Here is a 23,710-nt window from a genome sequence, read left to right as displayed (position 1 = left end):
TGGTCCCTCTTCGCCTGCTCCAGCTCACGCGACGCTGCGCAGCGCCGGCCGGCCGCCTTCGGCAAGGCGCGGGCCGATGAAGGCCGCGTACCATTCGACGAACTGGATCACGCCGCCCTCGTGCAGCTCCGAATAGGGGCCGGGCTCATAGGCCGGAGACAGGATGCCAAAGGCGTTTTCCTCGACGATGCGGCGGTCCTGGTCGTTGGTCTCCGTCCAGACATGGGTGAGCTCCTCAAGGTTGTAGTCGACCCCCTCGACCGCATCCTTGTGCACCAGCCACTTGGTCGTCACCGCGGTTTCGGTGGCGCTGATCGGCAGCACCCGGAAGGTGACCGCATGGTCGATCAGTATGTGGTTCCAGGTCGTCGGATAGTGGTAATGCATCAAGGTGCCGATGCGGTCGGCGGCAACAGTGTCGGACAGGTTCTTCGTCACCGCGCGCTTTCCGGACATCGTGTAGCTGACGGCATCGCGCAGCAGCGGCGCGCGGGTGGCGCGGTATTGCCCGGCCGGATCGATGCGGAACTTGCTCGGCAGGCCCGCCGCCTCGCATTTCGCCCAGTGCGCCAGCATCTCCGGATCGCTGTCGGCGCCCTGCACGCCGGTCACCGTCGGCGCTTCGGGGAATGTCTTGCACAGCTCCGGATGATTGCCGGCGCAGTGATAGCATTCGCGGTTGTTTTCCCAGACCAGCTTCCAGTTGCCCTTCTCGATGATGGTGCTCTCGAAGGCGACCTTGGCTTCATTCAGCCGGTGCGGCTTGAGGTAGGGCTCTATCATGGCGCGCATCGGCGCAAAGTCGGCAGGTTCTTTCGCCAGGCAGATGAAGATGTAGCCGCCGACGCTCTCGCAGGCGACGGGCTTCAGGCCGAACTGGCTCTTGTCGAAACCGTCGGCCATCTGGCGGGCAAACAGCAGCCGGCCGTCAAGCTCGTAGGTCCACTGGTGATAGGGGCAGACAAGCTTTGCCGCCATGCCCTTCTCAGTGTTGCAGACACGGCTGCCGCGATGGCGGCAGGAATTGTGAAAGGCGTTGATGTTGCCCTTCTGGTCGCGGACCAGCACCACCGGATAATCGCCGATCTGCACGGTGATATAGCTGCCGGGCTTCGGCAGTTCGCAATCATGGCCGATGAACAGCCAGTCGCGATACCAGATGAGCTCCATGTCGAGCTTGAAATAGTCCGGGTCGGTGTAGAAGGGCTGTTCCAGCGAAAAGCCTTGCTTGCGGCCGTTCAGGAGCCTCAGCATGTCGTTGCGCGTATCCATAGTTCTGTCCTCGTGGTTTAAGGACTGAACTTGGTGGTGATGGAGGAAGGATCGGACTCAGGCCGGCGCGGCGCCGGACATGCACTATCCACCTCTTGACCGCCCACCGCGATCAGTCGAGTCTATGCATCTCGGGCTGGTTTCCGGGCTCTGGAGTTGTCCTTGCGGACCATCGCGACACCTTCCCAGGCTCTTGCCCAGTGGTCTCCCGTTGCGACTTCAACTCCACCACCGTTGCGGGGGCAGCGCCGGATTCTGACCGGCTTCCCAATTCTCCGCTGCGTCGTCACGAAGCGGCACCTGAGATGCGATCATCTAATCACGGCAGCGATCGCGACGTCGGCATGAAAGCGACATCATATCCATGCGGCGCGACACGCGCGGCATACGCCCCGCCGACCACCGAAGGGCTGAGATCCTGTCTTGCGGCGCTATCATCGCCGTTTCGAATCGCTGCGGATCCAGTTCCGATCGGGGGCAAAAAGGGCTCAACGGTATCGAAAAGTTACTATTAGCAATCTCTAATCGAACCGAACGGTTCGTTTCTGTTGACAATGCGTGCAGGACGGTGTGAACGACGGCCCGGAAACCGACACCGGAGCGAACCACTCGGTTCGACATAAGCAACTGAAAACAATACGATAAATGACCATAGAAGAACTTCCTGGCACAATTTCAAGGTGCAGGACCGTGGTCCACACGGAACAACTTCGTGATTGGAAACCAGCCTATGGCTTTCCCACATCGGGGCTGTCCGAACGACGCGAATTCCTCCCAAGACACGCCGCTAGACGGACAGACAAACTGGAGTCCTAAAAATGAAAAAGATCATCCTCACTGCCGCAGCCGTTTTGGCGATCACCGGCAGCGCCTTCGCCGGTAGCGACAATTACGGTTCCAATGGTGCGAACCAGCCAGCCGTCTCGGTCGACAGCTCGTATACGGCTTCCATTCAGAAGCCGGCGCACGCTGACAAGCAGCCTGTCGTTCAGGGCGCCGACCGCGACCTCTACGGCAATCGCTGATCCCGACCAAAGAAGGGCGGCTAACCCGTCGCTCTCGGGATCCCAAAAAATTCAGGAGTATTTGAAATGAAAAAGATCATCCTTGCTGCCGCCGCCGTTTTGGCCATCTCCGGCAGCGCTTTCGCCGGTAGCGACAACTACGGTTCGAACGGCGCCAACCAGCCTGCGATTACGTCGACCGATAGTGGCCATACGGCTTCGGTTGAGAAGTCGGCTCCAGCCGAGCAGGCGCCTGCCCACGGTGCCGACCGTAACCTTTTCGGCCGCTAAAAGCCGGTTTCCAGCACGTGGCGGGCTTATCCGCTGCAGCTGGCGGCATCAGAAAAATTCAGGAGACTAAAATGAAGAAGATCGTTCTTGCCACCGCAGCCGTTCTGGCTGTTTCGAGCGCTGCCTTTGCCGGCAGCGACAATTATGGCTCCAATGGCGCCAACCAGCCGGCCGCTGCCGTCGACACCACCCGCACTTCGTCGACCGGCACCAACTCGGCGGTCTACAAGCTGCTGAACTCGTCGAACGACCAACAGAAGTTCGTTCCTCAGAGCAGCGACAGGGATCGGTTCGGCAACAACTAACAGCCGAAGCTTAAAAAAAGAGCGGCGGGCCTGGCCCGCCGCTCTTTTTTCATGCCTGTACGACGCAGCTATCTCAAGCCGCCTTCACTTCCACCGGCTTGAGCGAGAAGGAGTGCCCATCGGCGTCGAAGATGTGCAGGTCCCCGGCATCCGCGGTCAGTCGCAGCTTTGCCCCGCGCTTGACCTCGACATTGCCGGGCAGCTTGGTCACCAACGGCAGGTCGGCGCGGCCGATATCGACATAGACAAGCTGCACCTCGCCGAGTTGCTCGACATAGTCCACCACGCCCTCGAAAAGATATTCCGCGCCGGTGGCGGCCGACAGATCCTCCGGCCGCACGCCGAAGCTGACTGCCGCACCCTTTGCTGACGCCGGCGTTGCGATCGGCACCGTTGCCTTGCGGCCGCCGACATGGCTGACGATTGTCGGGTTGCCCGTCCTGTCGATTGTCGCCGGCAGGATGTTCATGGCCGGCGAGCCGATGAACTGGGCAACGAACAGATTGCCGGGCTTCTTGTAGAGGTCCATCGGCGTGCCGACCTGCTCGATATGGCCGTCCTTCAGCACGACGATGCGGTCGGCGAGCGTCATCGCTTCGACCTGATCGTGGGTGACGTAGATCATGGTCGTGGCAGGCATCGATTCCTTGAGCTTGGCGATCTCGATGCGGGTCGCGACGCGCAGCGCCGCGTCGAGATTCGACAGCGGCTCGTCGAACAGGAACACTTTCGGATTGCGCACGATGGCGCGACCGATGGCGACACGCTGGCGCTGGCCGCCCGACATCGCCTTGGGCAGGCGGTCGAGATATTTGGTCAGCTGCAGGATTTCGGCGGCCTGCCGCACCCGCTTGTCGATCTCGGCCTTGCTTTCCTTGCCGATCTTCATCGAGAAGGCCATGTTGTCGTAGACGGTCATGTGCGGATAGAGCGCATAGGACTGGAACACCATGGCAATGCCGCGCTTGGAAGGCGGCACGTCGTTCACCACCTCGCCGGCGATCTTCAGCTCGCCGGAGGTGATCTCCTCAAGCCCGGCGATGGACCGCAGCAAGGTCGACTTGCCGCAACCCGACGGGCCGACGAAGACGATGAACTCGCCCGACTTTATGTCGAGGTCGATGCCGTGGAGAATGTGCAGATTGCCGTATGATTTCTTCACCTGTCTCAGCGTGACATCGGCCATAATTTCCTCCCAGTGATTTCCCTAGAGAACCTGGATTTCCTCAAAAAATCCAGTTTCGTCAAAAACTCAGTCGATGCGCCCGAACCAGGCGCCGTAGCCGCCGAGGCGGATGGAACCTGTGCCGGATTGTCCCGAAAAACCGTGCCCGGCCAATGGCAGCAGCGCCTGACCACCGAGATCGACCTCGGCCGGCTTGCTGGCCAGATTGAAGACGCAGACGATCTGCTCATTGCCCTCACGGCGGGTGAAGGCGACGGTGTCGCCCTCGCTTTCGATGAACTCGATGTCGCCTTTGGCCAGGGCCGGATGCTGGCGGCGGAAACCGAGAAAGCGCCGGTAGTGCTCGAGCAGCGAGGCCGCGTCGCCCTGCTGAACATTGACCGCTTGCGACAAGTGCTTGCCCGGCACCGGCAGCCAGGGCTTGGCCGTCGAAAAGCCGGCATTGCTGGCGGTTGCATCCCACACCATCGGCGTGCGGCAGCCGTCGCGGCCCTTGAATTCGGGCCAGAAGCGAATGCCGTAGGGGTCCTGCAGATCCTCGAACTGCAACTCGGCTTCGCCCAGCCCAAGCTCCTCTCCCTGATAGAGGCAGACCGAACCGCGCAGCGACATCAGCAGCGCCGAGATAACCTTCAGATAGGCGGCCGGGTCGGCCTCGTCGGCGGCCCAGCGCGAGGCCGGACGCATCACGTCGTGGTTGGAAAAGGCCCAGCACGACCAGCCGTCGCTGGCGACCTTGCCGAAGGCTTCCAGCACCTGGCGCACCTTGGCGGCGCTGATCTTTTCCGGCGCCAGGAAATCGAAGGAATAGCACATGTGGACGCGTTTGCCGCCGGCGGTGTAGGCGGCGACCACTTCCAGCCCACGCTGCGAATCGCCGACTTCGCCGACTGCGGCGGCCGCCGGATATTCGTCGAGCAGCGCCCGGAACCGTTCGAGGAAGGCAAGGTTTTCCGGCCGGCTCTTGTCGTAGATATGGTCCTGGTAGTTGTAGGGATTGACCGCAGGTGCTGTCTGGTCGTTGCGCTCTTCGGGCGGCAGCGGCGGATTGTTCTCCAGCCCCTGGCTGTGGAAGTAGAAATTGATGGTGTCGAGGCGGAAGCCGTCGACGCCGCGCTCCAGCCAGAAGCGGGTGACGTCGAGCAGCGCGTCCTGGACTTCCAGATTGTGGAAGTTGAGGTCCGGCTGCTCGGACAGGAAATTATGCAGATAATATTGCTGGCGGCTGGTGTCCCACTGCCAGGCCGAGCCGCCGAAGATCGACAGCCAGTTGTTGGGCGGCGTGCCGTCCGGCCTGGCGTCGGCCCAGACATACCAGTCGGCCTTGGGATTGCTACGGCTGCCGCGGCTCTCCTTGAACCATGGATGGTTGTCGGCGGTGTGCGACAGCACCTCGTCGATCATCACCTTGAGGCCGAGGTGATGGGCTTCCGCCACCAGCGCGTCGAAATCGGCGAGCGTCCCGAACATCGGGTCGACGTCGCAATAGTCCGAGACGTCGTAGCCGAAATCCTTCATCGGCGACTTGAAGAAGGGCGAAATCCAGATGGCGTCGACGCCGAGCGAGGCGATGTAGGGCAGCCTGCGGATGATGCCCTTGAGGTCGCCGATGCCGTCGCCATTGGAGTCCTGATAGGAGCGCGGATAGATCTGGTAGATCACCGCGCCCCGCCACCAGTCGCGATCGACGGCGAGATCGGGCTTCGAGGTCGCCTTCAAAGCGGCTTGCATAAGTCTCAACCTCCTTTAACCGAGCCGGCCAGCAGCCCGCGGACGAAATAGCGCTGCAGCGAGAAGAACACGATCAGCGGCACGATAATGGTGACGAAGGCCGATGTCGTCAGGATTTCCCAGTCGCCGCCGCGCGAGCCGAGCAGCGCGTTGAGCTTCGCGGTCAGCACGATCTGGTCCCCTTCGGTACCGAGGAAAACCATTGCCACCAACAAATCGTTCCACACCCACAGGAACTGGAAGATTGCAAAGGACGCCAGCACCGGGAAGGACAGCGGCAGCACGATCTTGACGAAGATTTCGAAATCGCTGGCGCCATCTATGCGCGCCGATTCCATGATCTCGCGCGGCAGGCCGGCAATATAGCTGCGCAGGAGATAGATGGCGAAGGGCAGGCCGAAGCCGGTATGCGCCAGCCAGATGCCGAGATAGGTTTTCGACGGCACACCGAAGAAGATGCCGACGCCGTTGTAGATCTTCAAAAGCGGGATCAAGGACATCTGCAGCGGCACGACCAGCAGGCCGATGATTGTGGCGATCAGCAAGGCGCGGCCGGGAAAACGCATCCACGCCAATGCATAGGCGGCGAAGGCGGCGATCAGGATCGGGATGACCGTCGCCGGGATGGTGACGGTCAGCGAGTTTATGAACGAGCGGCCGATGCCCTCCGAAAACAGCACGGTCTTGTAATTGTCGGTGGTGAATTTCGGTGGCGCCGACGAGGCGTAATAGACGCGCTGGCCACGGTCGCCTTCGAAAGCCTTGGGCGAACTCATGACGAACGTTCCGTCGGCATTGAGCTGCAAGGTCACGCCGTCGCCGAGATCGGCAGTGGTGCCGGCCGGATATTGCGTCGGTGCCGCCGACTTGACGCCGAAGGCGCTGATGTTGCGCGCAGCACCGTCGCCGAAGATATTGCCGGCAAGCACGAACTTGCCGTCCTTCTCGACCTGCGCCGAGGCCGGCGGCAGGCGGCCGGCTTCAGTCTGGCTGGAGTTGGAGAACGAGTTCCACCAGCCCGAGGCGATGATCTGGTCCTTGTCGCGCAGCGACGAGACCAGGATGCCGAGCGTCGGCACGGTCCAGACGGCGACGAAGACAAGCACGGCGATGTGGACGCCGAAGCGGCTGGCAAAGGACTTTCCGGTCGCGACGGCCATCTCAATGTCCTCCCGTCTCTTTGTTCGCCTGGCGGATGTTCCAGACCATGATCGGGATGACCGCGATCATGATGATGATGGCGATGGTGGCGCCGCGGCCGAAATCGCCGCCGCCGCGGAACATCCAGTCGAACATCAGATTGGCCAGCACTTGGCTGTTCCATTGGCCGTTGGTCATGGTCAGCACGATGTCGAACACTTTCAGCACCAGGATGGTGATCGTCGTCCAGACCACGGCGATGGTGCCCCAGATCTGCGGCACCATGATCTTCCAGAAGATCTGGAACGGATTGGCGCCGTCGATGACCGCGGCTTCAAGCGTCTCTTCGGGGATGCCGCGCAACGCCGAAGACAGGATGACCATGGCAAAGCCGGTCTGGATCCAGATCAGGATGATCATCAGGAAGAAATTGTTCCAGAACGGCAGCGATATCCAGACCTGCGGCTGGCCGCCGAAATACTGGATGATGGCGTTGAGCAGGCCGATCTGCGTCTGGCCCTCGCCGCGATATTCGTAGATGAATTTCCAGATCACGCTGGCGCCGACGAAGGAGATCGCCAGCGGCAGGAAGATCAGGCTCTTGGCGATTGTGCCCCACCAGATCTTGTCCGTGAGCACGGCGATTATCAACCCTAGAAAGGTGCAGGCGGCGGGCACCACCGCCAGCCAGATGATGTTATTCAGGATCGAGTTGCGGAACTCGCGGTCGCCGAACGCCCATTCATAGTTGGCGAAGCCGACAAAATGCTGGCCGCCGCGGTCGAGGAAGGACAGCCAGAGCGTCGCCACCACCGGATAGATCAGGTAGACGGTGAGGATGATCATCGCCGGGCCGACGAACAGCCACGGACGGACCAGTCCTTGCCGGCGCAGATTGTCGATGGCCGCAGCCCCGGCCACGCCGCGCGACGGGAATATCAGGTCGACCAGCTTGTTGGCGCCCCAGAAATAGGCGACGCAGCCGCCGACGCCGATGATGATGACAAAAATGGCCGATAAGATCTGAGCAGCCATGGGTCCCTCTTCCCTGCGCATGATCGGCCGGGCCTTGAACAGCCCTGGCGATGTGGCTCTGCGCCGATTTAAGTTATTCTGAAACGAACGAACGCAAATCGGTCCGGCGTAAGGCGCCGGTCGGATCCGGTCCATAGCGGCCCGGATCCAGTCTGTGGAGGAAGTCCTGAATTTGCCGCCAAAGCGGCTGATTACTTGGCAGTGGTTACTTGCCAGCTGACTGCTTGCCAGCTGACTGCTTGCCAGCTGACTACTTGATAGCGTCCCAGCTCTTCTGGATGTCGGTGGCGACATCCTGCGCCGACTTGCCGCCGACCAGATCGATCATGCCGGTCCAGAAGGCGCCGGCGCCGATCTTGCCCGGCATCAGGTCCGAACCGTCGAAGCGGAAGGTCGAGGCATTGGCGAGGATATCGCCCTGCTTCTTCAGCGCGTCGCTGGCATAGGCATCCTTGTTGACCGACTTGAGCGGCGTGACGAAGCCGCCCTGGGCCATCCAGATTTCATGTGCCAGCGGCATTTTCAGGAATTCGATGAACGCGCGTGCACCCTTCGAATCCTTGGTGATCATGGCCAGCGTGCCGGCGCCGAGCACAGGCGTGCCCAGCTCGGGCTTGGATGCATAGGGCGGGAAGTAGAAGAAGTCGGCGTCCTGTCCAACCTTTGTGCCTTCCGGGAAGAAGGTCGGGATGAACGATGCCTGATGGTGCAGGTAGCATTTCGGCGGCACCGAGAAGAGGCCCTTCGGGCTGTCGCGGAAGTCGGTCGCGGCAACCGCCTTGGCCCCACCGTCGACCATCTTGTCGTCGGTCGCGATCTTGCCGAAAATGTCGATGGCGTTGACCACCGCCGGATCGTTGAACGGGATCTCGTTCTTTACCCACTTGTCATACACGTCGGGCGTCTGGGTGCGCAGCATGATGTCTTCGACCCAGTCGGTCGCCGGCCAGCCGGTAGCGCCGCCTGAGCCGAGGCCGATGCACCACGGCGTGCCGCCGTCGGCGATGATCTTCTTCTCGAGGTCGGCGAGCTCTTCCTGGGTCTTGGGAACCTTGTAGCCGGCTTCCTCGAAATTGTCGGGCGAATACCAGACCAGCGATTTCACGTCGGCCTTGTAGGGGAAGGCGAAGAAGCCCGGCTTGCCGTCCTTGTCCTTGAAGGTGCCGAGATCGACCCATGACTGGCCGGCGCCGTAATTGTCCTTGATCCATTTGGCGGTGTCGTCGCCCAGCGGCGTCAAAAGGCCCTTGGACGCCAGATCCTGGATCAGGCCCGGCTGCGGCAGTACGGCGATATTGGGCGGGCTGCCGGCCTGGGTATCGATGACGATCTGCTGTTCGTAATTTTCCGACGAGGAGTATTTGATCTCGGCGCCGGTGGCTTCCTGAAAATATTCGAGAACAGTGCGAATGAGGCCTTCGTCCTCGCCGCGCCAGGGCCCGAAGATGGTCAGCGTCTCGCCCTTGAGATCGACCTTCTTCAGCTCTTCGTAATTGGCCCAGTTGAAGCGCTTGTCTTCCCCGGGCTTGAACTTCAGTTCGGCTTGCGCCGGCAGGGACAAGGCGAGTGTGGCAAACGCTGCGCCAAGCAGAAGCATCTTCTTCATCGGTATTCCTCCCAGTGTGGACACATACACCCGGGCGGAACCTCCATTCCGCCCGCCGACGCTGCAGGACTGTGACTCGTTCAGAAAGGAACCGCAACCTTTCGAAGAGTCTTCCAAAGCGCTTTGGTCTTTTTGATCTCGCCATTGAATCGGCTGGAAGTCAAGAGGGCGGTGGGCTAATCGATTTAATTGCGGGCCGCAAGACTTGGTAAAGTGCACTGCAGCACAGTTTTACGGCGGTGCAGCACCGTATTAAGCTTCAAACTGGCCGGACCAGTGCGTATGGTCGACCAGTTCGGCCGCGCCCATTGTGGCGCCGCGTGGCTTCAAAATTAAAAGCGCTTTGAGGCTTGGAGGCCTCCCAGTGAACCTGAAGCAGCTCTCTCATATGCTGGCCCTGTCGCAGACAACGGTAAGCCGTGCGCTCAACGGCTATCCCGAGGTCAACGAGGAAACCCGCCGGCGTGTGGTGGATGCCGCCAAGCGCCACGGCTACCGGCCCAACCCGAGCGCGCGCCGGCTGGCGACCGGCAAGACGGGCATGATCGGGTATGTGCTGCCGACGGGCGCCTCCGTCGACATCGACCCGCATTTCGTCGAGTTCCTGTCGGGTCTCGGCGACTATGCCCGCTCGCACGAGCTCGACCTGGTGCTGTCGCCGGCCGATGCCGACGACCAGGAAACCACCTATCGCCGCATCGTCGCCAACCGCCAGGTCGACGCCGTCTACATCTCCTCGCCGCGCCCGGCCGACCGGCGGGTGGCGCTGGTCAACACGCTCGGCATTCCCTTCATCGTCCATGGCCGCAGCGAAGGCTTCGATTTCGACTACCCCTTCACCGACATCGACAATGAGGGCGGCTTCCACGACGCCGCCCGGCTGCTGGTTCAGCTCGGCCACCGCCGGCTGGCGCTGATCAATGGCGACGACCGCGAGACCTTCGCCATCCACCGCGAGCGCGGCATGCGCAGGGCGCTGGCCGCGAGCGGCCTGACGCTCGGCGAGCGCCATGTCTGTTCACTCACCATGACCGAGGAGAACGGCTACCGCGCCGCCAGGCGCCTGCTCGAACAGAGCGAGCGGCCGACGGCGATCGCCTGCTCCAGCCTGATCATGTCGCTCGGCGTCGTGCGCGCGGTGCGCGACCTTGGCCTGACCATTCCCGGCGACCTGTCGTTGATTGCCCATGACGACGTCTTTCCATGGCTGAAGCCGGAGAATTTTTCCGTGCCGCTGTCGACGACGCGCTCGTCGATCCGCCTCGCCGGCGCCCGCATCGCCGAACGCCTGGCAGCGCGCATTTCCGGCTTGGAAGAAGGGGCGCGAGGCGAGGTCTGGCCTGTCGACCTGGTGGTGAGAGGCTCGGTCGCCGGCGCGCCGGCTTAGGGATTAATCCAATTGCTCCGCTGGGCAAGTTCACCCTTGTGGATGTTGCCCGCAGATAGATTGACTTCGTTGGGACAACGGTCTGCCTGGACCTGTCCTTGATTTGGCTTCGAGTGGGTGGCAACCAGTAAGCCAGAGCCATCAACCAGTCCTCAGGGTGCGCCACTTGCCCATATTCCCGTTCTCCGAAACGGATCCAATCCGGCATCCTGGCCCACCGCCGAAAACGTCGGAGGTGGTCATTGTCGGTGGCGGCATCATCGGTGTGACGACGGCGCTTTTCCTGGCACAGCGGAACATCCCGGTGACGCTGCTGGAAAAAGGACGCATTGCGGCCGAACAGTCGTCCCGCAATTGGGGCTGGATCCGGAAGCAGGGACGCGACGCCGACGAGTTGCCCATCGTCATAGAGGCTATTCGCCTGTGGCGGCAACTGGCTGAGGAATGCGGCGAGGACATCGGCCTGACCCAGACAGGTGTGACCTACCTGGCGAAGACCGACAAGGACATGGCCGGCTTCGAAGCATTCATGAAGATCGCTGCGACGCATGCGCTCGACACCCGTCTCCTGGATGCAGACGAAACCGCGGCACTCATCAAAGGCATGTCGCGCAAATTCAAGGGCGCGATGACGACGCCCTCCGACATGCGGGCGGAGCCTTGGCTGGCGGTGCCCGCACTTGCCCGGCTCGCCGTGCGAAAAGGCGTTAAAATCGTCGAGAATTGCGCAGCGCGAACCCTCGAAATCTCAGGCGGCAAGGTCAAGGGCGTGTGGACCGAGACGGGGTATATCGAGGCCTCCAGCGTGCTGGTCGCGGGAGGTGCCTGGTCATCCTTGTTCCTGAGAAGACACGGCGTCTCCATCCCCCAGCTCAGCGTCAGGGTAACCGCAGCCGCAACGGACCCCTTGGCTGAAATCTATGCAGGTGCGGCGACTGACGAACACATCGCTTTCAGGCGCCGGCAGGATGGCGGGTATACGCTCGCCGCGGGCGGCAGCCATCTGCATTACCTGGGACCTGACGCCTTCCGGCACGCCACCAAATATCTTCCTGCGCTGAGGGACAATCCGCTGGGGACACGCTACTTTCCGTTCGCGCCGTCAGGTTACCCCGATGCCTCGTCGACGCCGCGCGATTGGGCGCCGGATTCGCACAGCCCTTTCGAGAGAATGCGGGTGCTCGACCCGGCCCCTGAACCGGCCCGTCTGCGTTCGATAGAACGCAAGTTCAAGCACCTCTTTCCGCAGTTCGAGAGGGTTCGCCTGAAGGCAGGCTGGGGCGGCATGATCGACGCCATGCCGGACGTCGTCCCCATCGTTGATCATGTGCAGGCCGTCGGCGGTCTTTTCGTCGCGACGGGAATGAGCGGTCACGGCTTCGGTATCGGGCCTGGCATAGGCCGGGTCGTTGCCGACATGATCCAGGGAAACCAGACCGGGCACGACCTCAGCCGCTTCCGGCTGTCGCGCTTCCATGATGGCAGCCCTGTCCGGCTGGGTCCGGCGCTCTGAATTGGGTGGCGCGAAATTCGCCCGGTTTACTTGTTCGCCGCCGCCTTCGTATCCAGCAGCCCATAACCGAAATCATTGTCCCGTCCCTTCGGACCGAGATCCCTGGCGGTGGCGGCCAGCGCCTTTTCGATATCGTCGGCCGAGCGCTCGGGTGAGGCGTGGATCAGGTTGGCGATTGCGCCGGACACGATCGCGGCGGCAAATGAGGTGCCGGTGACGACGTCAGAGCCGGCGCCGCTCGGCGCCACCATCTCGACGCCGGGCGCCGAGATGAAGACATAAGCGCCGCGATTGGCCTGCTGCATCAGCCCGTCCTTGGCGTCGGTGGCGGTGACCGCGATCACGCCCTCATAGGCGGCGGGGTAGCCATAGGGCGCTTTCGGCCCGTTGTTGCCGGCCGCCGCGACCAGGATGATGCCGAGCCCGCGCGCATTGCGGCAGGCGGTGCCGAGCAGATCGTTCTTGGGGCCGACGAAACTCATATTGATGATGCTGACATTCTGGTCCGCCGCCCAGTCGAGCGCCGACAGGATGACGTCCATGGTCGACTTGCCGTCCTCGAAGGCGCGGGCGTGATAGATCCTGGCGCCGGGCGCCATGCCTTCGAGCGGGCCGACGCCGGCGATCAGCCCGTCGACCGAGGTACCGTGGTCACGCTTTTCGACCGGCACGTTGGACATGGCGTCGAACTGATCGGCAATGACGCCGGACAGCGCCGGATTGGTGTCGTCTATGCCGGTGTCGATAACGGCGATGCGCACGTTTTCGCCGCTGGCTTGCTTGTTATCGAGCTGAATGCGCTCGAAGGCATAGTTGACGATGCCGGCCGCCTGCTGCAGCGAATAGATATGGTTTGGCTCGCGCCGCAGGGTACGGCCATCGGCGGCCAGCTGCGCCAGCACGGCGCCGACCGGGCGGCCGTCGGGAATGCCGAAGCGCACCAGCGTGGTGCCGAGCAGCCGCGACTGGCGCTGCGAGCGCACTTCAAGGCCGAAGGAGGCGGCGATCTGCTGGACGGCGCCGGCATCGCCGTCGACGGTCACCAGCACCTCGTCGGGCACGAACTCGCCGGCGATGGCACGGCGCGGCGCGGTCGCGACAAGATCGGTCGGCGAAACGATCGCCCCGCCGGCGGGTGGCCCGGCCTGCGTGTCGGCAGGCGGCGCTGACGGCCGTGGCGTCGGCACGGGCGCTTCGGGAGCCGGTGGGTTGGGAAACAGGTCGACGATCAGGGCCGGAAGGGTAACTGCGCCTGGTTCGCCGCCGACGTTGGCCTCATTGCCGTCTTTCGGGCAGTCGGCAGCCGCCGCTCCGGCCGCGTCGGTGCAGTCGGCCCGGCCGGCATTGGGATCATTGGTCTGCGCCGACGCCGGCACGGCGACGATTGTCGTCGCCGCCACCAGGATCGCCGCAAATCGAATGACCGCCCTAGCTGCCATCAACCGGTTTCCTTCCCTCGATCACAGTCTCCGCGAACGGCTGGGCGGCAATAAGGCCGACGAGCCTGGTGTAGTCTGCTCCGGTCTTGACCGGGATGGCAATGCGGAAGACGCCCGAGGCGGCCGGCCCGCCGGCGATCTTCAGCGCGTTCTGGTCGAGGAAGACAGCGATGTCGGACATCTTCGCATCCGGCTTGAACTTGACCAGCGCGAACGGCAGTTTCGCCAGATCATCCTCGGCGCCGGCAATCTCGAAATCATGGCTCTTGCCGCCGGTCTGCACGTAGGACTGCACCACGACCAACGCCAGCAACACCGCCGCTGCCGCCCAGGCGACACCGACCGGCAACGCCATGAAACGGCCGAGTGCCTGCGCCAGCCAGGAACGGCCCGCGGGAGCGCGGACCGGTCCGGCTTCGGTGTCGAGCGCCCTGGCAAAGCGGCTGAGCGCATCGGCCGGTGGCCGGATCGCCTCGTTGGCGGCGGTGGCGCCGGAGAATTCCGCCTCAGCCTCGCCAAGCGCCGCCATCGCCGCCGGATCGCTCGCCAGCCATTCCTCGACGGCTTCGAGGTCCGAGCCTTCCAGCGAGCCGTTCAGGTAGAACGGCAGCAGCGTTTCCATTTCGTCACGGCGTGACATTTTTCCAGCGGCGCTCATATCTTCAGGATTGCTCACGGCCACCCCCTGTCGTAACCGGCGGCCTTGAGGGCTTCGCCGAGTTTCCTGCGGGCGTAGAACATTCGGGTCTTGACGGTGGCGACCGGGATGCCGAGCACCTCGCCGATCTCCGTCACCGACTGTCCATGGTAATAGGCAAGGTCGATCACCGAGCGGTGTTCCTCCGGCAAGGCATCGACGAAGCGCCGCAAAGCGGCGCCCTTGTCTTCCTTCATGGTGGCGACTTCCGGCGTGTCGGCGCCATCGGGAACCTGCGCCGCATCGTCGTCATCGATCCAGTCTTCTTTTTTCTTGCGAAGCATCGACAGCGCCTTGAACCGGGCGATGCCGAGCAGCCATGTCGAGACTTCCGAGCGCCCTTCGAAACCGGGCGCCTGGCGCCACAGCTCGAGAAAGACCTCGTTTGCGATATCGTCGGCCATCATTTCCGATCCCGTCTGGCGCACCACGAAGCGATAGACCCGCGCGTGGTGACGCATGAACAGCAGCCGAACAGCGGCACGGTCGCCCTTCGCGACCCGGTCGACAAGCGCGCGATCAGTCTCGGTCGCTGCCGTCATGGCCGGTCGAGCCGCCTGGCTCCTGTCTGCTCTGTCGCCGATAGGTTCAAAAAGGTTCATCCTTCCGCCAAGGAATTTTGGCGAAGCTAACCGAAGAAGGTGAGTGTTGCCAGAGCGTCTCCCTTCTCCCCGTCACTATACGGGGAGAAGGTGCCGGCAGGCGGATGAGGGGCGGCGCCGGCGTTGGGGTATTTATTTTGATGTTAGCGCTGCCCCTCACCCTTACCCTCTCCCCGTATAGTGACGGGGAGAGGGGGTAGCGAACGGCGGCTCAGCGACGACCTCCGTCACCCCAAAAACGGCTTAGCCTTCATGGTCTCCGGCACCGGCACACCCAGCCGCTTCAGCACCGTCGGCGCCAGTTGCAGCTGATCGAGCAGCGTGTCCGGATCCGGCCCTTTGCCGGCTCCGAAATAATACAGCGCGAAATCCTGCATTTCATCGTCACGGCCGCCATGATGGCCGCGGTCTGTCTGGCCGTGGTCGGCGGTTACGATCACCTCGTAACCGGCCTGCCGCCAGCCCGGCAGGAAGGCTGCCAGCATGCCGTCCATCGCATAGCAGGCATGGTCCATTTCGTGGCAGTCATGGCCGAAGCGATGGCCCATCGAATCCAGAGTGCAGGTGTGCAGGATACCGTAGTCGATGGCATGGCGTCGGGTCAGCATGGTCAGCGTCGCAAACAGGTCGACATCGCTCGGCGTCATCTGGTTGCGGGCATTGTAGCCGGTCATGGTGTGGAAGCGGCCATGCGCGATCGGTCCGTTGGGCTCGTCATACTCCATGTCCTCGACCAGATCGAACGGATAGGAACGAAAGAATTCCGACCAGTAGGAATGCGTCACCGCGCCGGTCTTGCCGCCGGCCTTGCTGACCTCGGAGAAAATATCCGGCTTGTTGACGAGAAAACGGTTCTCGTTGGATAGGATGCCGTGCTCCTGCGGCGAAACGCCGGTGTGGATCGAGGCATAGCAGCAGGCCGAGGTCGACGGCAGCACCGAGCGCATCTTCCACACCTGCGCCTCGCCCGATTGCACCCAGCCTTCGAGATTGCCCATCAGCCGGCGCCAGTTCCGGTAGGGCACGCCATCGAAAATGATGAGCAGCAGTTTGGTCTTGAGCGCCATGGGCGGCTCCGGAAAGCTTTTGCCGTTGAAGGAAGTTTTCGCGACAAAGGCCGCGAATTCCCTACTAATTCCCCGCGCTCGCCATGCGCCGTCCCTTGATCGCCTTTTCCAGCCAGCCGATCTCCATCTCGGGAACGGACGACAGCAGCAGGTCGGTATAGGCGTCGAAGGGCGGCGTCAGCACCTTGCTCTTGGCGCCGTAGCGCACCACCTCGCCGCGGTACATCACCGCGATCGAATCGGCGATCGACTTCACCGTCGCCAGATCGTGGGTGATGAAGAGGTAGGCGACCTTCTCGTGCTGCTGCAGGTTGAGCAGCAGCTTGAGAATGCCGTTGGCCACCAGCGGGTCGAGCGCCGATGTCACCTCGTCGCAGATGATCAGCTTGGGCTTGGCAGCGAGCGAGCGGGCGATACAGACGCGCTGTTTCTGGCCGCCGGAGAGTTCGGCCGGATAACGATCGAGAAAGCCCTTGCCCATCTCGATCTCGTCGAGCAGTTCGGCGACGCGCTTGTCGCGCTCGCGACCGCGTATGCCGAAGTAGAATTCCAGCGGCCGGCCGATGATGGTGCCGACGGTCTGGCGCGGGTTCATCGCCACGTCGGCCATCTGGTAGATCATCTGCAATTGCCGCAGATCCTCCTTCGGCCGGTCGGCAAGCCTGTTGGCGAGCGGCCTGCCGTCGAAGGTGACGGTGCCTTCTTCCGGCGGCAACAGCCCGGTGATGGCGCGCGCCAGCGTCGACTTGCCGGAGCCGGATTCACCGACGACAGCCAGCGTCTGTCCCGGAAAGATGTCGACCGAGACGTTCTTCAGCACCTTGACGTGGCTGCCGCCGTAAGCGGCGGTGACGTTCTTGACCGACAGGAACGGCGCGGCGCCGGGCTTCTGCTCGGCATGCTCGATCTCATGCACCGAGACCAGCGCATTGGTGTATTCCTGGCGCGGCTCCTTGATGATCTGGCGAGTGCCGCCCCATTCGACCAGCCTGCCATGGCGCAGCACCATGATCTCGTCCGAGACCTGGGCGACGACGGCAAGATCGTGGGTAATGTAGAGCGCCGCGACATGGGTGTCGCGGATGGCGTCCTTGATCGCCGCCAGCACGTCGATCTGCGTCGTCACGTCGAGCGCCGTGGTCGGCTCGTCGAAGACGATCAGGTCGGGTTCCGAACACAGCGCCATAGCCGTCATCACCCGCTGCAACTGACCGCCGGAGACCTGGTGCGGGAACCGTTCGCCGATGATTTCGGGGTTTGGCAGGCTGAGCTTCTTGAACAACGCCACGGCACGTTTCTCGGCCTCGGCGCGTGTCGCCGTGCCGTGCAGCAGCGTTGCTTCCACCACCTGGTCCATCAGCTTGTGCGCCGGATTGAAGGCCGCGGCCGCCGACTGCGCGACATAGCAGACCTCGCGGCCGCGCAATTTGCGGAAACCTTCCTTGCCGCCCTTGAGGATATCGCGGCCGTTGAGCAGCACCTCTCCGCCGGTGATGCGCACGCCGCCACGGCCATAGCCCATCGACGACAGGCCGATGGTCGACTTGCCGGCGCCGGACTCGCCGATCAGGCCGAGCACCTTGCCCTTTTCCAGCGTCAGCGAGACATCGTGGACCAAAACGATGTTCTTCGGCGCCTCGCCGGGCGGAAACACTGTCGCTTCGATGCGCAGCTTGCGGATATCGAGCAGCAGGCCGGGCTTTGCTTTTGTGTCAGCCATCACCCGCGTCCTCCCTTCAGGCTTGTCGTGCGGTTGAGCACCCAGTCGGCGACCAGATTGACCGAAATCGCCAGTGCTGCGATCGCCGCGGCGGGAATGAGTGCCGCCCCGATACCGAAGACGATGCCGTCCTTGTTCTCCTTGACCATGCCGCCCCAGTCGGCATCCGGCGGTTGCACGCCAAGCCCGAGAAAGGAGAGCGTCGACAAGAACAGCACCGCGTAGATGAAGCGCAGGCCAAGTTCCGAGACCAGCGGCGAAAGCGCGTTGGGCAGGATCTCGCGGAAGATGATCCAGCCGCTGCCTTCGCCCCGCAGCTTGGCGGCCTCGACATAGTCCATGACGTTGATGTCGACGGCCACCGCGCGCGACAGCCGGTAGACGCGGGTCGAGTCGAGGACGCCCATCACCAGGATCAGCGTCACCAGATTGGTCGGCAGCACCGAAAGCACGACGAGCGCCATGATCAGGGTCGGGATCGACATCAGCAGATCGACAAGGCGCGACAGAAGCGTGTCGAACCAGCCGCCGAACACCGCCGCCGAAAAGCCGAGGATGGCGCCGAGCGAGAATGACAGCGCGGTTGCCAGCACCGCAATGAACAGCGTGATGCGAGCGCCGTAGATCATGCGCGACAGAAGATCACGGCCGAGATTGTCGGTGCCCAGCCAATGCGCTGCGGACATCGGTTCCCAAGGAACGTCGCTGACAATCTCGGCATTGCCGTGTGGTGCGATCCATGGCGCGAAGACAGCCGCCACGACGAACATCGTCGTCAGTACGATGCCAATCAGCGCGGGAATGGGGATGCGTTTGATATCGAGCATGCCCGCCGCCTATTTCGGATGTCTGAGGCGCGGATTGGCGACAATCGCCCCGATGTCCGCGATGATGTTGAGAGTGATGTAGACAGCGGCAAAGATCAGGCCGACGGCCTGCACCACCGGCACGTCGCGCTTGGTGACGTGGTCGACCAGATATTGCCCCATGCCGGGATAGACGAAGATCACCTCGACCACGACGACGCCGACGATGAGGTAGGCGAGGTTGAGCATGACGACATTGATGATCGGCGCGATGGCGTTGGGGAAAGCATGCTTGCGGATGACGTTGAAGGCCGACAGGCCTTTCAGTTCAGCCGTCTCGACATAGGCCGACTGCATGACGTTGAGGATGGCCGCGCGGGTCATGCGCATCATATGCGCCAGCACAACCAGCGTCAGCGCGGCGGCCGGCAACGCGATCGCCTGCATACGCTCGCCGAACGGCATGCCGTCATAGACCGTGGAAATGGCCGGGAACCATTGATACTTCACGGCAAAGAAGTAGACGAGCACATAGCCGATGAAGAATTCCGGGAAGGAGGTCGAGGCGAGCGCCAGGCCGGAGATCAGCTTGTCGACCCAACCGTTGCGGTAACGCACGGCGATCAGGCCGAGGATGATCGCCAGCGGCACGGCCACGACCGCCGCCCAGAAGGCGAGAAACAGCGTGTTCCACAGCCGCCCCTTGATCGAGGTCGCGATATCCTGGCCGCTCGACATCGCCGTGCCGAGGTCGCCGGTGAGTGCACCGCCGAGCCAATGGAAATACCTGACGTAAGCCGGCTGATTGAGGCCGAGCTGCTCGCGCAAATTGGCGAGCGATTCCGGCGTCGCCGACTGTCCGAGAATGGCTTGCGCGACGTCGCCGGGCAGGATCTGGGTGCCGGCGAAGATCAGGACCGAAACGGCCAGCAAGAGGACGATGCCCAGCGCAACGCGCTGGGCCACAAGTTTCACGACGGGTGAGGACATATCCGCAAAGCCGGGCTCAGGCTTCGAGCCAGCACTTCGCCAGCGCGTAGCCGTTCATCAGCTCCTGATGCGGATCGTCTACCCAGCCGCCGACCTTGGCGCCTGTCGCATCGATGAACTGATTGAACATCGGCAGGATCAGGCCGCCCTCGTCGCGCACCAGCACGGCCATGTCGTGGTACATCTGCTTGCGCTTGGTCTCGTCGAGTTCGGCGCGTGCGGCTAGCACCAGCTTGTCGAAGTCCGGACGCTTGAAACGGGTGTCGTTCCAGTCGGCGGTCGACAGATAGGCGGTCGAGTACATCTGGTCCTGGGTCGAGCGGCCGCCCCAATAGGAGGCGCAGAAGGGCTGCTTGTTCCAGACCTCGTTCCAGTAGCCGTCGCCGGGCTCGCGCTTGAGCTCGATCTTGATGCCAGCCTTGGCCGCGCTCTGCTGGAAGAGCTGCGAGGCGTCGACCGCGCCCGGGAAGGCGACGTCGGAGGTGCGCAGCAGCACGGTGCCGTCATGGCCCGACTTCTTGTAGTGGAACTTGGCCTTGTCGGGATCATATTTGCGCTGCTCGATCTCGGAAAACAGCGGATAGGACGAATTGATCGGGAAGTCGTTGCCGAGCGAGCCGTAGCCGCGCAGCACCTTGTTCAGCATCTCCTCACGGTCGATCGCGAGCTTCAGCGCCATGCGCAGGTCGCTGTTGTCGAAGGGCGCGGTGTTGCAATGCATGATGAAGACATAGTGGCCGGGGCCGGCATGGTTGCGGATGGTGACGCCCGGTACACGCTTGATCAGGTCGACGATCTTCGGCTCGACGCGGTTGATCATGTTGACCTGGCCGCCCTGCAGGGCCGCCGTGCGCGCGGTCGCGTCGTTGATAACGATGATCTCGATCTGGTCGGCATGGCCCATCTTGTCGGCCTGCCAGTAATTGGCGAAGCGCTCGCCGCCATGGCGCACGCCGGGCTCGTTGGTGGTGACCTTGTAGGGTCCTGCCGAGATGCCGGCATCCGCCTTGTCCTTGCCGCCGTTGGGCTGGACGATGAGGTGGTAGTCGCTGAGGAGATAGGGAAGGTCGGCGTTGGCCTCCTTCAGCGTCAGGACGACTTCCTTGCCACTGGCTTTGATGCTGTCGATGCCCTTCATGTAGCCCAGCGCGCCGGACTTCGACTTTTCATCAGAATGGCGCTCGAGCGTTGCCGCCACATCCTCAGCGGTCACCGTCTTGCCGTTGTGGAATTCGACGCCGTCGCGGATTTTCAGCGTCCACACCTTGGCGTCGTCCGACGAGCCGATCTCTTCGGCGATGCGGTTCTCGAGTTTGCCTTCCGGAGACAGCTCGACGATCAGTTCGCCCCACATCTTGCCAAAGGCGAACGGCACTTGCGTCATGAACAAAGCCGGGTCCAGGCTGTTCGTGGATTCGCCGCCGACGAGGCCGGCCTTCAGCGTGCCGCCCTTGACCGGGCCTTCCGCGCGAGCCGCACTGGAAAGCAGCATATTGGCGAAGGGCGCTGTGACGCCGAGTGCTGCGGCGCGGCCGAGGAAATCACGACGGCTCAGCTTGCCGGACGCAACGCGCCGGCTCAGATATTCGAGTTCGTTGGACATTTGAGTTCCTCACTCTGTTGGTTCGACCTTATGGTCGTTTTTTGCTTGTTGTTACCAAAGGGATATTGACCGGAAGGCAAAGCCGTAAGCAAGACGGAATGCGACATGCCGTGGCGTAAATCGTGCGTCGCAACTGGACCAGTCGGGTCGACGCTCAGAGCAGGTCGCGCGGGATCGTCTCTTCGAAATCGCGTTCGAAAACCAGCGTTTCGCCCTCATAGGCTTCGATTCTGGCGCTGACGATGAAGTTTTGCGCATCGCAGCGCATTTCAGCCGACGTCTCGGTGCGCACCGACCATCCGTTTCGCGACAAGGTCTGCGTCCAGTGCGTGCGACCCGAGGCAGACAGCGGGTCGTCGGGGTGGATCGTCCAGCTCTCGCGGGCAATGCTGCCATTGGCCAGTCCATGCGCGAGATCGCGCACTTCTCCGAAATCATCCGTGATCGACAGCGTGACGATGCCGGTCTTCTCATCGCGATCGACGTGACGCTCGGAATTCGCTGCACGAACTGTCGCGGTTGCCCAGGGTGTTGCGCCTTCGGGAGACTGGAACGAGGTCTCGTCGGCTTTTGCGAGCGGGCGCAGCGGCAGCCTCAGCGTCGCCGCTGAAAGGTCGAGCCGCACCGGCTCCGGCGACGGCCAGATCATCGGCCAGTAAGCATTGGAAACCGCGATGCGCAGCCGGTGTCCGGCCGGCACGCGGTAGGCGCACTGGTCGAGAATAACGCGCGCCGAAACCGTTTCGCCCGGCACCAGCGCTTGCGGCTGTTCGTGCGAAGAACGATGCGTCAGGTTAAGCACGCCGTAGGAGATCAGTTCCGAGGCGCCGTCGGGGTGCACGTCGCACAGTCGAACCGCGATGTTCGCCTGCGGGCGATCGGACGACACCCGGATGAGAAGCTCCGGCGCGCCGACGATGTCGAGTGTCTCGGCAAGCACAGGCTGATCGAAGCAGACGGACAGCGCATCGTCCGGGCGCTGGTCGCCCGGCAGTTCCGGGCCAAAGGTGAAGGGAAAATATTCGCCGCCGGCGAGCCCGCAGCTTTGCGGGGTCGCCACGATCGCCGGCCTGACGCCGTCAGCAATGAGTTCGATCGCCCCGACCTTGATGTTGGGAGACGGCCATTCCTGTTCGGCCACCCAACGGCCCGGCCGCTCCGGGTGCCAGCGCGCCGGCCGCACACTGTCCATGACATAGGCGCGGTAGTCCGGGTCGGCCTCGACGCCGGTGTCGACGCCCTTCAACCAGCTGTCCCACCAGCGCAACGCCTCCTGCAGGAAGCCGATGGCGGGTTTGGGTTCGGCATAATGCGGGTATTTGTGGATCCATGGCCCGACAATGCCCTTCACCGGCGCCTGGATGTTGGTGACCAGATGCGAAATCGTGTTGCGGTAGCCGTCATGCCAGCCGCCGATCGACAGCACGGCGGCTTTGACCGCGGAGAAATCCTCGCAGATCGAACCGCGTTTCCAATAGGCGTCGCGATGCTGATGGCTGAGCCAGAGCGGCAGAAGGAAAGACTGGTTCTCCAGCCGCGTCAGCCAGAGGTCGCGCCAGCGGTTGCCCGCAATCAGCGGATCCGGCGGTCGCGACGAATAGGACAACATGGTCGAGGCCCAGCCGAAATTTTCCGTCAAAAGGCAGCCGCCCTTGTAGTGGATGTCATCGGCGTAGCGGTCGACGGTCGAGCACAGGCTGATCACCGCCTTCAGCGCCGGCGGCTGCTTGGCCGCCACCTGCAGGCAGTTGAAGCCACCCCAGGAAATGCCCATCATGCCGACACTGCCGTTGCACCAGGGCTGTGCTGCCGCCCAGGCAATCACATCGCAGGCGTCCTGCAATTCCTGCTCGGAATATTCGTCGTCCATCAGACCTTCGGAATCGCCATTGCCGCGCATGTCGACGCGGATCGAGGCGTAGCCGTGGCCGGCAAAATAGGGATGCGTCAGCTGATCGCGAAAGATGGTGCCGTCGCGCTTGCGGTAGGGCAGGTGCTCGAGGATCGCCGGCACCGGATCGCTGCTGGCGTCCTCCGGCATCCAAACCCGCGCCGACAGCCGGCAACCATCCGGCATGACGATGCCCATATCGGGGAATTCGACGACCTTGCGGGGAAATTCGGTGATGGTTTTCATGCGATGCTCCAGGATGTCAGTGACGCATGAAGCGGGCATGTCATGAAGTCAAACGGGCGACGGCCGGTGTCGCCGCGACGACGCCACGATATGTAGCCCGATTGTTTTGCCCTGATGTTGCAGGATATAATTAATGATTACATTTATTAACTGAACCCAACGTGATGAGGATGGTTTCG

The 23,710-nt window shown here is 62.7% G+C and carries 20 protein-coding genes and 1 riboswitch; of the genes, 5 read left to right on the top strand and 15 right to left on the bottom strand.

All coding sequences use genetic code 11. The features are described 5' to 3' along the window. Positions 1-24 precede the first annotated feature (24 nt). On the bottom strand, positions 25-1,272 hold the full coding sequence (locus X750_RS161635) for an aromatic ring-hydroxylating dioxygenase subunit alpha (RefSeq protein WP_023668884.1): 1,248 nt from the start codon (positions 1,270-1,272) through the stop codon (positions 25-27). A gap of 116 nt (positions 1,273-1,388) precedes the next feature. Next, positions 1,389-1,591: riboswitch (cobalamin riboswitch) on the bottom strand. Positions 1,592-2,090: 499 nt separating this feature from the next. On the opposite strand from X750_RS161635, the gene X750_RS161640 reads away from it, so the two are divergent. The 3 genes from X750_RS161640 (at position 2,091) to X750_RS161650 (ending at position 2,872) form a co-directional block, all read left to right on the top strand. After that, positions 2,091-2,297, top strand: coding sequence for a DUF680 domain-containing protein (locus X750_RS161640; RefSeq protein ID WP_023668885.1), 207 nt, complete (start codon positions 2,091-2,093; stop codon positions 2,295-2,297). Between the two features lie 66 nt (positions 2,298-2,363). Next, positions 2,364-2,567 (top strand): DUF680 domain-containing protein, encoded by a 204-nt coding sequence (locus X750_RS161645; protein ID WP_023668886.1) that lies wholly within the window; start codon positions 2,364-2,366, stop codon positions 2,565-2,567. A 71-nt stretch (positions 2,568-2,638) separates the two neighbouring features. Further along, entirely contained in the window at positions 2,639-2,872 is a 234-nt protein-coding gene (locus X750_RS161650) for a DUF680 domain-containing protein (protein ID WP_023715518.1), read from the top strand. Positions 2,873-2,945: 73 nt separating this feature from the next. Here X750_RS161650 and ugpC read toward each other — a convergent pair whose 3' ends face one another. The 5 genes from ugpC to X750_RS161675 all read right to left on the bottom strand — a co-directional run bounded on the left by ugpC (position 2,946) and on the right by X750_RS161675 (position 9,570). After that, positions 2,946-4,058, bottom strand: a complete 1,113-nt coding sequence (gene ugpC / locus X750_RS161655) for a sn-glycerol-3-phosphate ABC transporter ATP-binding protein UgpC (protein ID WP_023668888.1) — start codon at positions 4,056-4,058, stop codon at positions 2,946-2,948. A gap of 66 nt (positions 4,059-4,124) precedes the next feature. Beyond that, positions 4,125-5,789: an alpha-glucosidase family protein gene (locus X750_RS161660; protein WP_031242456.1), complete on the bottom strand. Its 1,665-nt coding sequence runs from the start codon at positions 5,787-5,789 to the stop codon at positions 4,125-4,127. 5 nt (positions 5,790-5,794) lie between these two features. Continuing rightward, positions 5,795-6,949 (bottom strand): carbohydrate ABC transporter permease, encoded by a 1,155-nt coding sequence (locus tag X750_RS161665; protein WP_023746584.1) that lies wholly within the window; start codon positions 6,947-6,949, stop codon positions 5,795-5,797. 1 nt (position 6,950) lies between these two features. Next, the gene (locus X750_RS161670; RefSeq protein WP_023668891.1) at positions 6,951-7,964 is read right to left on the bottom strand and encodes a sugar ABC transporter permease; all 1,014 of its coding nucleotides are present in this window, start codon (positions 7,962-7,964) and stop codon (positions 6,951-6,953) included. Between the two features lie 250 nt (positions 7,965-8,214). After that, a complete protein-coding gene (locus tag X750_RS161675; protein WP_023690253.1) occupies positions 8,215-9,570 on the bottom strand; it encodes an ABC transporter substrate-binding protein in 1,356 nt (451 codons plus the stop codon). Between the two features lie 364 nt (positions 9,571-9,934). Here X750_RS161675 and X750_RS161680 point away from each other — a divergent pair, with 364 nt between their 5' ends. Together X750_RS161680 and X750_RS161685 are read left to right on the top strand one after the other, a co-directional pair. Continuing rightward, a complete protein-coding gene (locus X750_RS161680) occupies positions 9,935-10,957 on the top strand; it encodes a substrate-binding domain-containing protein (protein ID WP_023746583.1) in 1,023 nt (340 codons plus the stop codon). 166 nt (positions 10,958-11,123) lie between these two features. Then, positions 11,124-12,470, top strand: a complete 1,347-nt coding sequence (locus tag X750_RS161685) for an FAD-binding oxidoreductase (protein ID WP_023746582.1) — start codon at positions 11,124-11,126, stop codon at positions 12,468-12,470. Positions 12,471-12,496: 26 nt separating this feature from the next. Here X750_RS161685 and X750_RS161690 read toward each other — a convergent pair whose 3' ends face one another. The 9 genes from X750_RS161690 to X750_RS161730 all read right to left on the bottom strand — a co-directional run bounded on the left by X750_RS161690 (position 12,497) and on the right by X750_RS161730 (position 23,531). Next, a complete protein-coding gene (locus X750_RS161690; RefSeq protein ID WP_023746581.1) occupies positions 12,497-13,909 on the bottom strand; it encodes a S8 family serine peptidase in 1,413 nt (470 codons plus the stop codon). Continuing rightward, positions 13,899-14,567 (bottom strand): hypothetical protein, encoded by a 669-nt coding sequence (locus tag X750_RS161695; RefSeq protein WP_023746580.1) that lies wholly within the window; start codon positions 14,565-14,567, stop codon positions 13,899-13,901. Before X750_RS161695 ends, X750_RS161690 begins: the two co-directional genes overlap by 11 nt. Positions 14,568-14,581: 14 nt before the next feature. Further along, positions 14,582-15,148 (bottom strand): sigma-70 family RNA polymerase sigma factor, encoded by a 567-nt coding sequence (locus X750_RS161700; RefSeq protein ID WP_023746579.1) that lies wholly within the window; start codon positions 15,146-15,148, stop codon positions 14,582-14,584. A gap of 287 nt (positions 15,149-15,435) precedes the next feature. Further along, complete coding sequence (locus X750_RS161705) at positions 15,436-16,275, bottom strand: alkaline phosphatase family protein (RefSeq protein ID WP_023694742.1); 840 nt, start codon at positions 16,273-16,275, stop codon at positions 15,436-15,438. A gap of 64 nt (positions 16,276-16,339) precedes the next feature. Beyond that, positions 16,340-17,995 carry an ABC transporter ATP-binding protein gene (locus X750_RS161710; protein WP_023746578.1) on the bottom strand — a complete coding sequence of 552 codons (1,656 nt, stop codon included), beginning with the start codon at positions 17,993-17,995 and terminating at the stop codon, positions 16,340-16,342. After that, positions 17,995-18,822: an ABC transporter permease gene (locus X750_RS161715; protein WP_023703637.1), complete on the bottom strand. Its 828-nt coding sequence runs from the start codon at positions 18,820-18,822 to the stop codon at positions 17,995-17,997. Before X750_RS161715 ends, X750_RS161710 begins: the two co-directional genes overlap by 1 nt. A gap of 9 nt (positions 18,823-18,831) precedes the next feature. Further along, on the bottom strand, positions 18,832-19,791 hold the full coding sequence (locus tag X750_RS161720) for an ABC transporter permease (protein WP_023739639.1): 960 nt from the start codon (positions 19,789-19,791) through the stop codon (positions 18,832-18,834). 16 nt (positions 19,792-19,807) lie between these two features. Next, positions 19,808-21,394 (bottom strand): ABC transporter substrate-binding protein, encoded by a 1,587-nt coding sequence (locus tag X750_RS161725; RefSeq protein ID WP_023671387.1) that lies wholly within the window; start codon positions 21,392-21,394, stop codon positions 19,808-19,810. A gap of 154 nt (positions 21,395-21,548) precedes the next feature. Then, entirely contained in the window at positions 21,549-23,531 is a 1,983-nt protein-coding gene (locus X750_RS161730) for a CocE/NonD family hydrolase (RefSeq protein ID WP_023746577.1), read from the bottom strand. Between the last annotated feature and the right edge of the window lie 179 nt (positions 23,532-23,710).

This window comes from Mesorhizobium sp. LNJC391B00 (genome assembly GCF_000502535.1).
Taxonomy (GTDB): domain Bacteria; phylum Pseudomonadota; class Alphaproteobacteria; order Rhizobiales; family Rhizobiaceae; genus Mesorhizobium.
The sequence above is the reverse complement of the archived record's forward strand: the minus strand, read 5'-3'. Positions and strand labels throughout refer to the sequence as shown.

Coding starts and splice junctions, on each gene's coding strand:
- X750_RS161635 (WP_023668884.1), bottom strand. CDS start 1,272: ATGGATACGCGCAACGACATGCTGAGGCTCCTGAACGGCCGCAAGCAA.
- X750_RS161640 (WP_023668885.1), top strand. CDS start 2,091: ATGAAAAAGATCATCCTCACTGCCGCAGCCGTTTTGGCGATCACCGGC.
- X750_RS161645 (WP_023668886.1), top strand. CDS start 2,364: ATGAAAAAGATCATCCTTGCTGCCGCCGCCGTTTTGGCCATCTCCGGC.
- X750_RS161650 (WP_023715518.1), top strand. CDS start 2,639: ATGAAGAAGATCGTTCTTGCCACCGCAGCCGTTCTGGCTGTTTCGAGC.
- ugpC (WP_023668888.1), bottom strand. CDS start 4,058: ATGGCCGATGTCACGCTGAGACAGGTGAAGAAATCATACGGCAATCTG.
- X750_RS161660 (WP_031242456.1), bottom strand. CDS start 5,789: ATGCAAGCCGCTTTGAAGGCGACCTCGAAGCCCGATCTCGCCGTCGAT.
- X750_RS161665 (WP_023746584.1), bottom strand. CDS start 6,949: ATGGCCGTCGCGACCGGAAAGTCCTTTGCCAGCCGCTTCGGCGTCCAC.
- X750_RS161670 (WP_023668891.1), bottom strand. CDS start 7,964: ATGGCTGCTCAGATCTTATCGGCCATTTTTGTCATCATCATCGGCGTC.
- X750_RS161675 (WP_023690253.1), bottom strand. CDS start 9,570: ATGAAGAAGATGCTTCTGCTTGGCGCAGCGTTTGCCACACTCGCCTTG.
- X750_RS161690 (WP_023746581.1), bottom strand. CDS start 13,909: ATGGCAGCTAGGGCGGTCATTCGATTTGCGGCGATCCTGGTGGCGGCG.
- X750_RS161695 (WP_023746580.1), bottom strand. CDS start 14,567: ATGAGCGCCGCTGGAAAAATGTCACGCCGTGACGAAATGGAAACGCTG.
- X750_RS161700 (WP_023746579.1), bottom strand. CDS start 15,148: ATGACGGCAGCGACCGAGACTGATCGCGCGCTTGTCGACCGGGTCGCG.
- X750_RS161705 (WP_023694742.1), bottom strand. CDS start 16,275: ATGGCGCTCAAGACCAAACTGCTGCTCATCATTTTCGATGGCGTGCCC.
- X750_RS161710 (WP_023746578.1), bottom strand. CDS start 17,995: ATGGCTGACACAAAAGCAAAGCCCGGCCTGCTGCTCGATATCCGCAAG.
- X750_RS161715 (WP_023703637.1), bottom strand. CDS start 18,822: ATGCTCGATATCAAACGCATCCCCATTCCCGCGCTGATTGGCATCGTA.
- X750_RS161720 (WP_023739639.1), bottom strand. CDS start 19,791: ATGTCCTCACCCGTCGTGAAACTTGTGGCCCAGCGCGTTGCGCTGGGC.
- X750_RS161725 (WP_023671387.1), bottom strand. CDS start 21,394: ATGTCCAACGAACTCGAATATCTGAGCCGGCGCGTTGCGTCCGGCAAG.
- X750_RS161730 (WP_023746577.1), bottom strand. CDS start 23,531: ATGAAAACCATCACCGAATTTCCCCGCAAGGTCGTCGAATTCCCCGAT.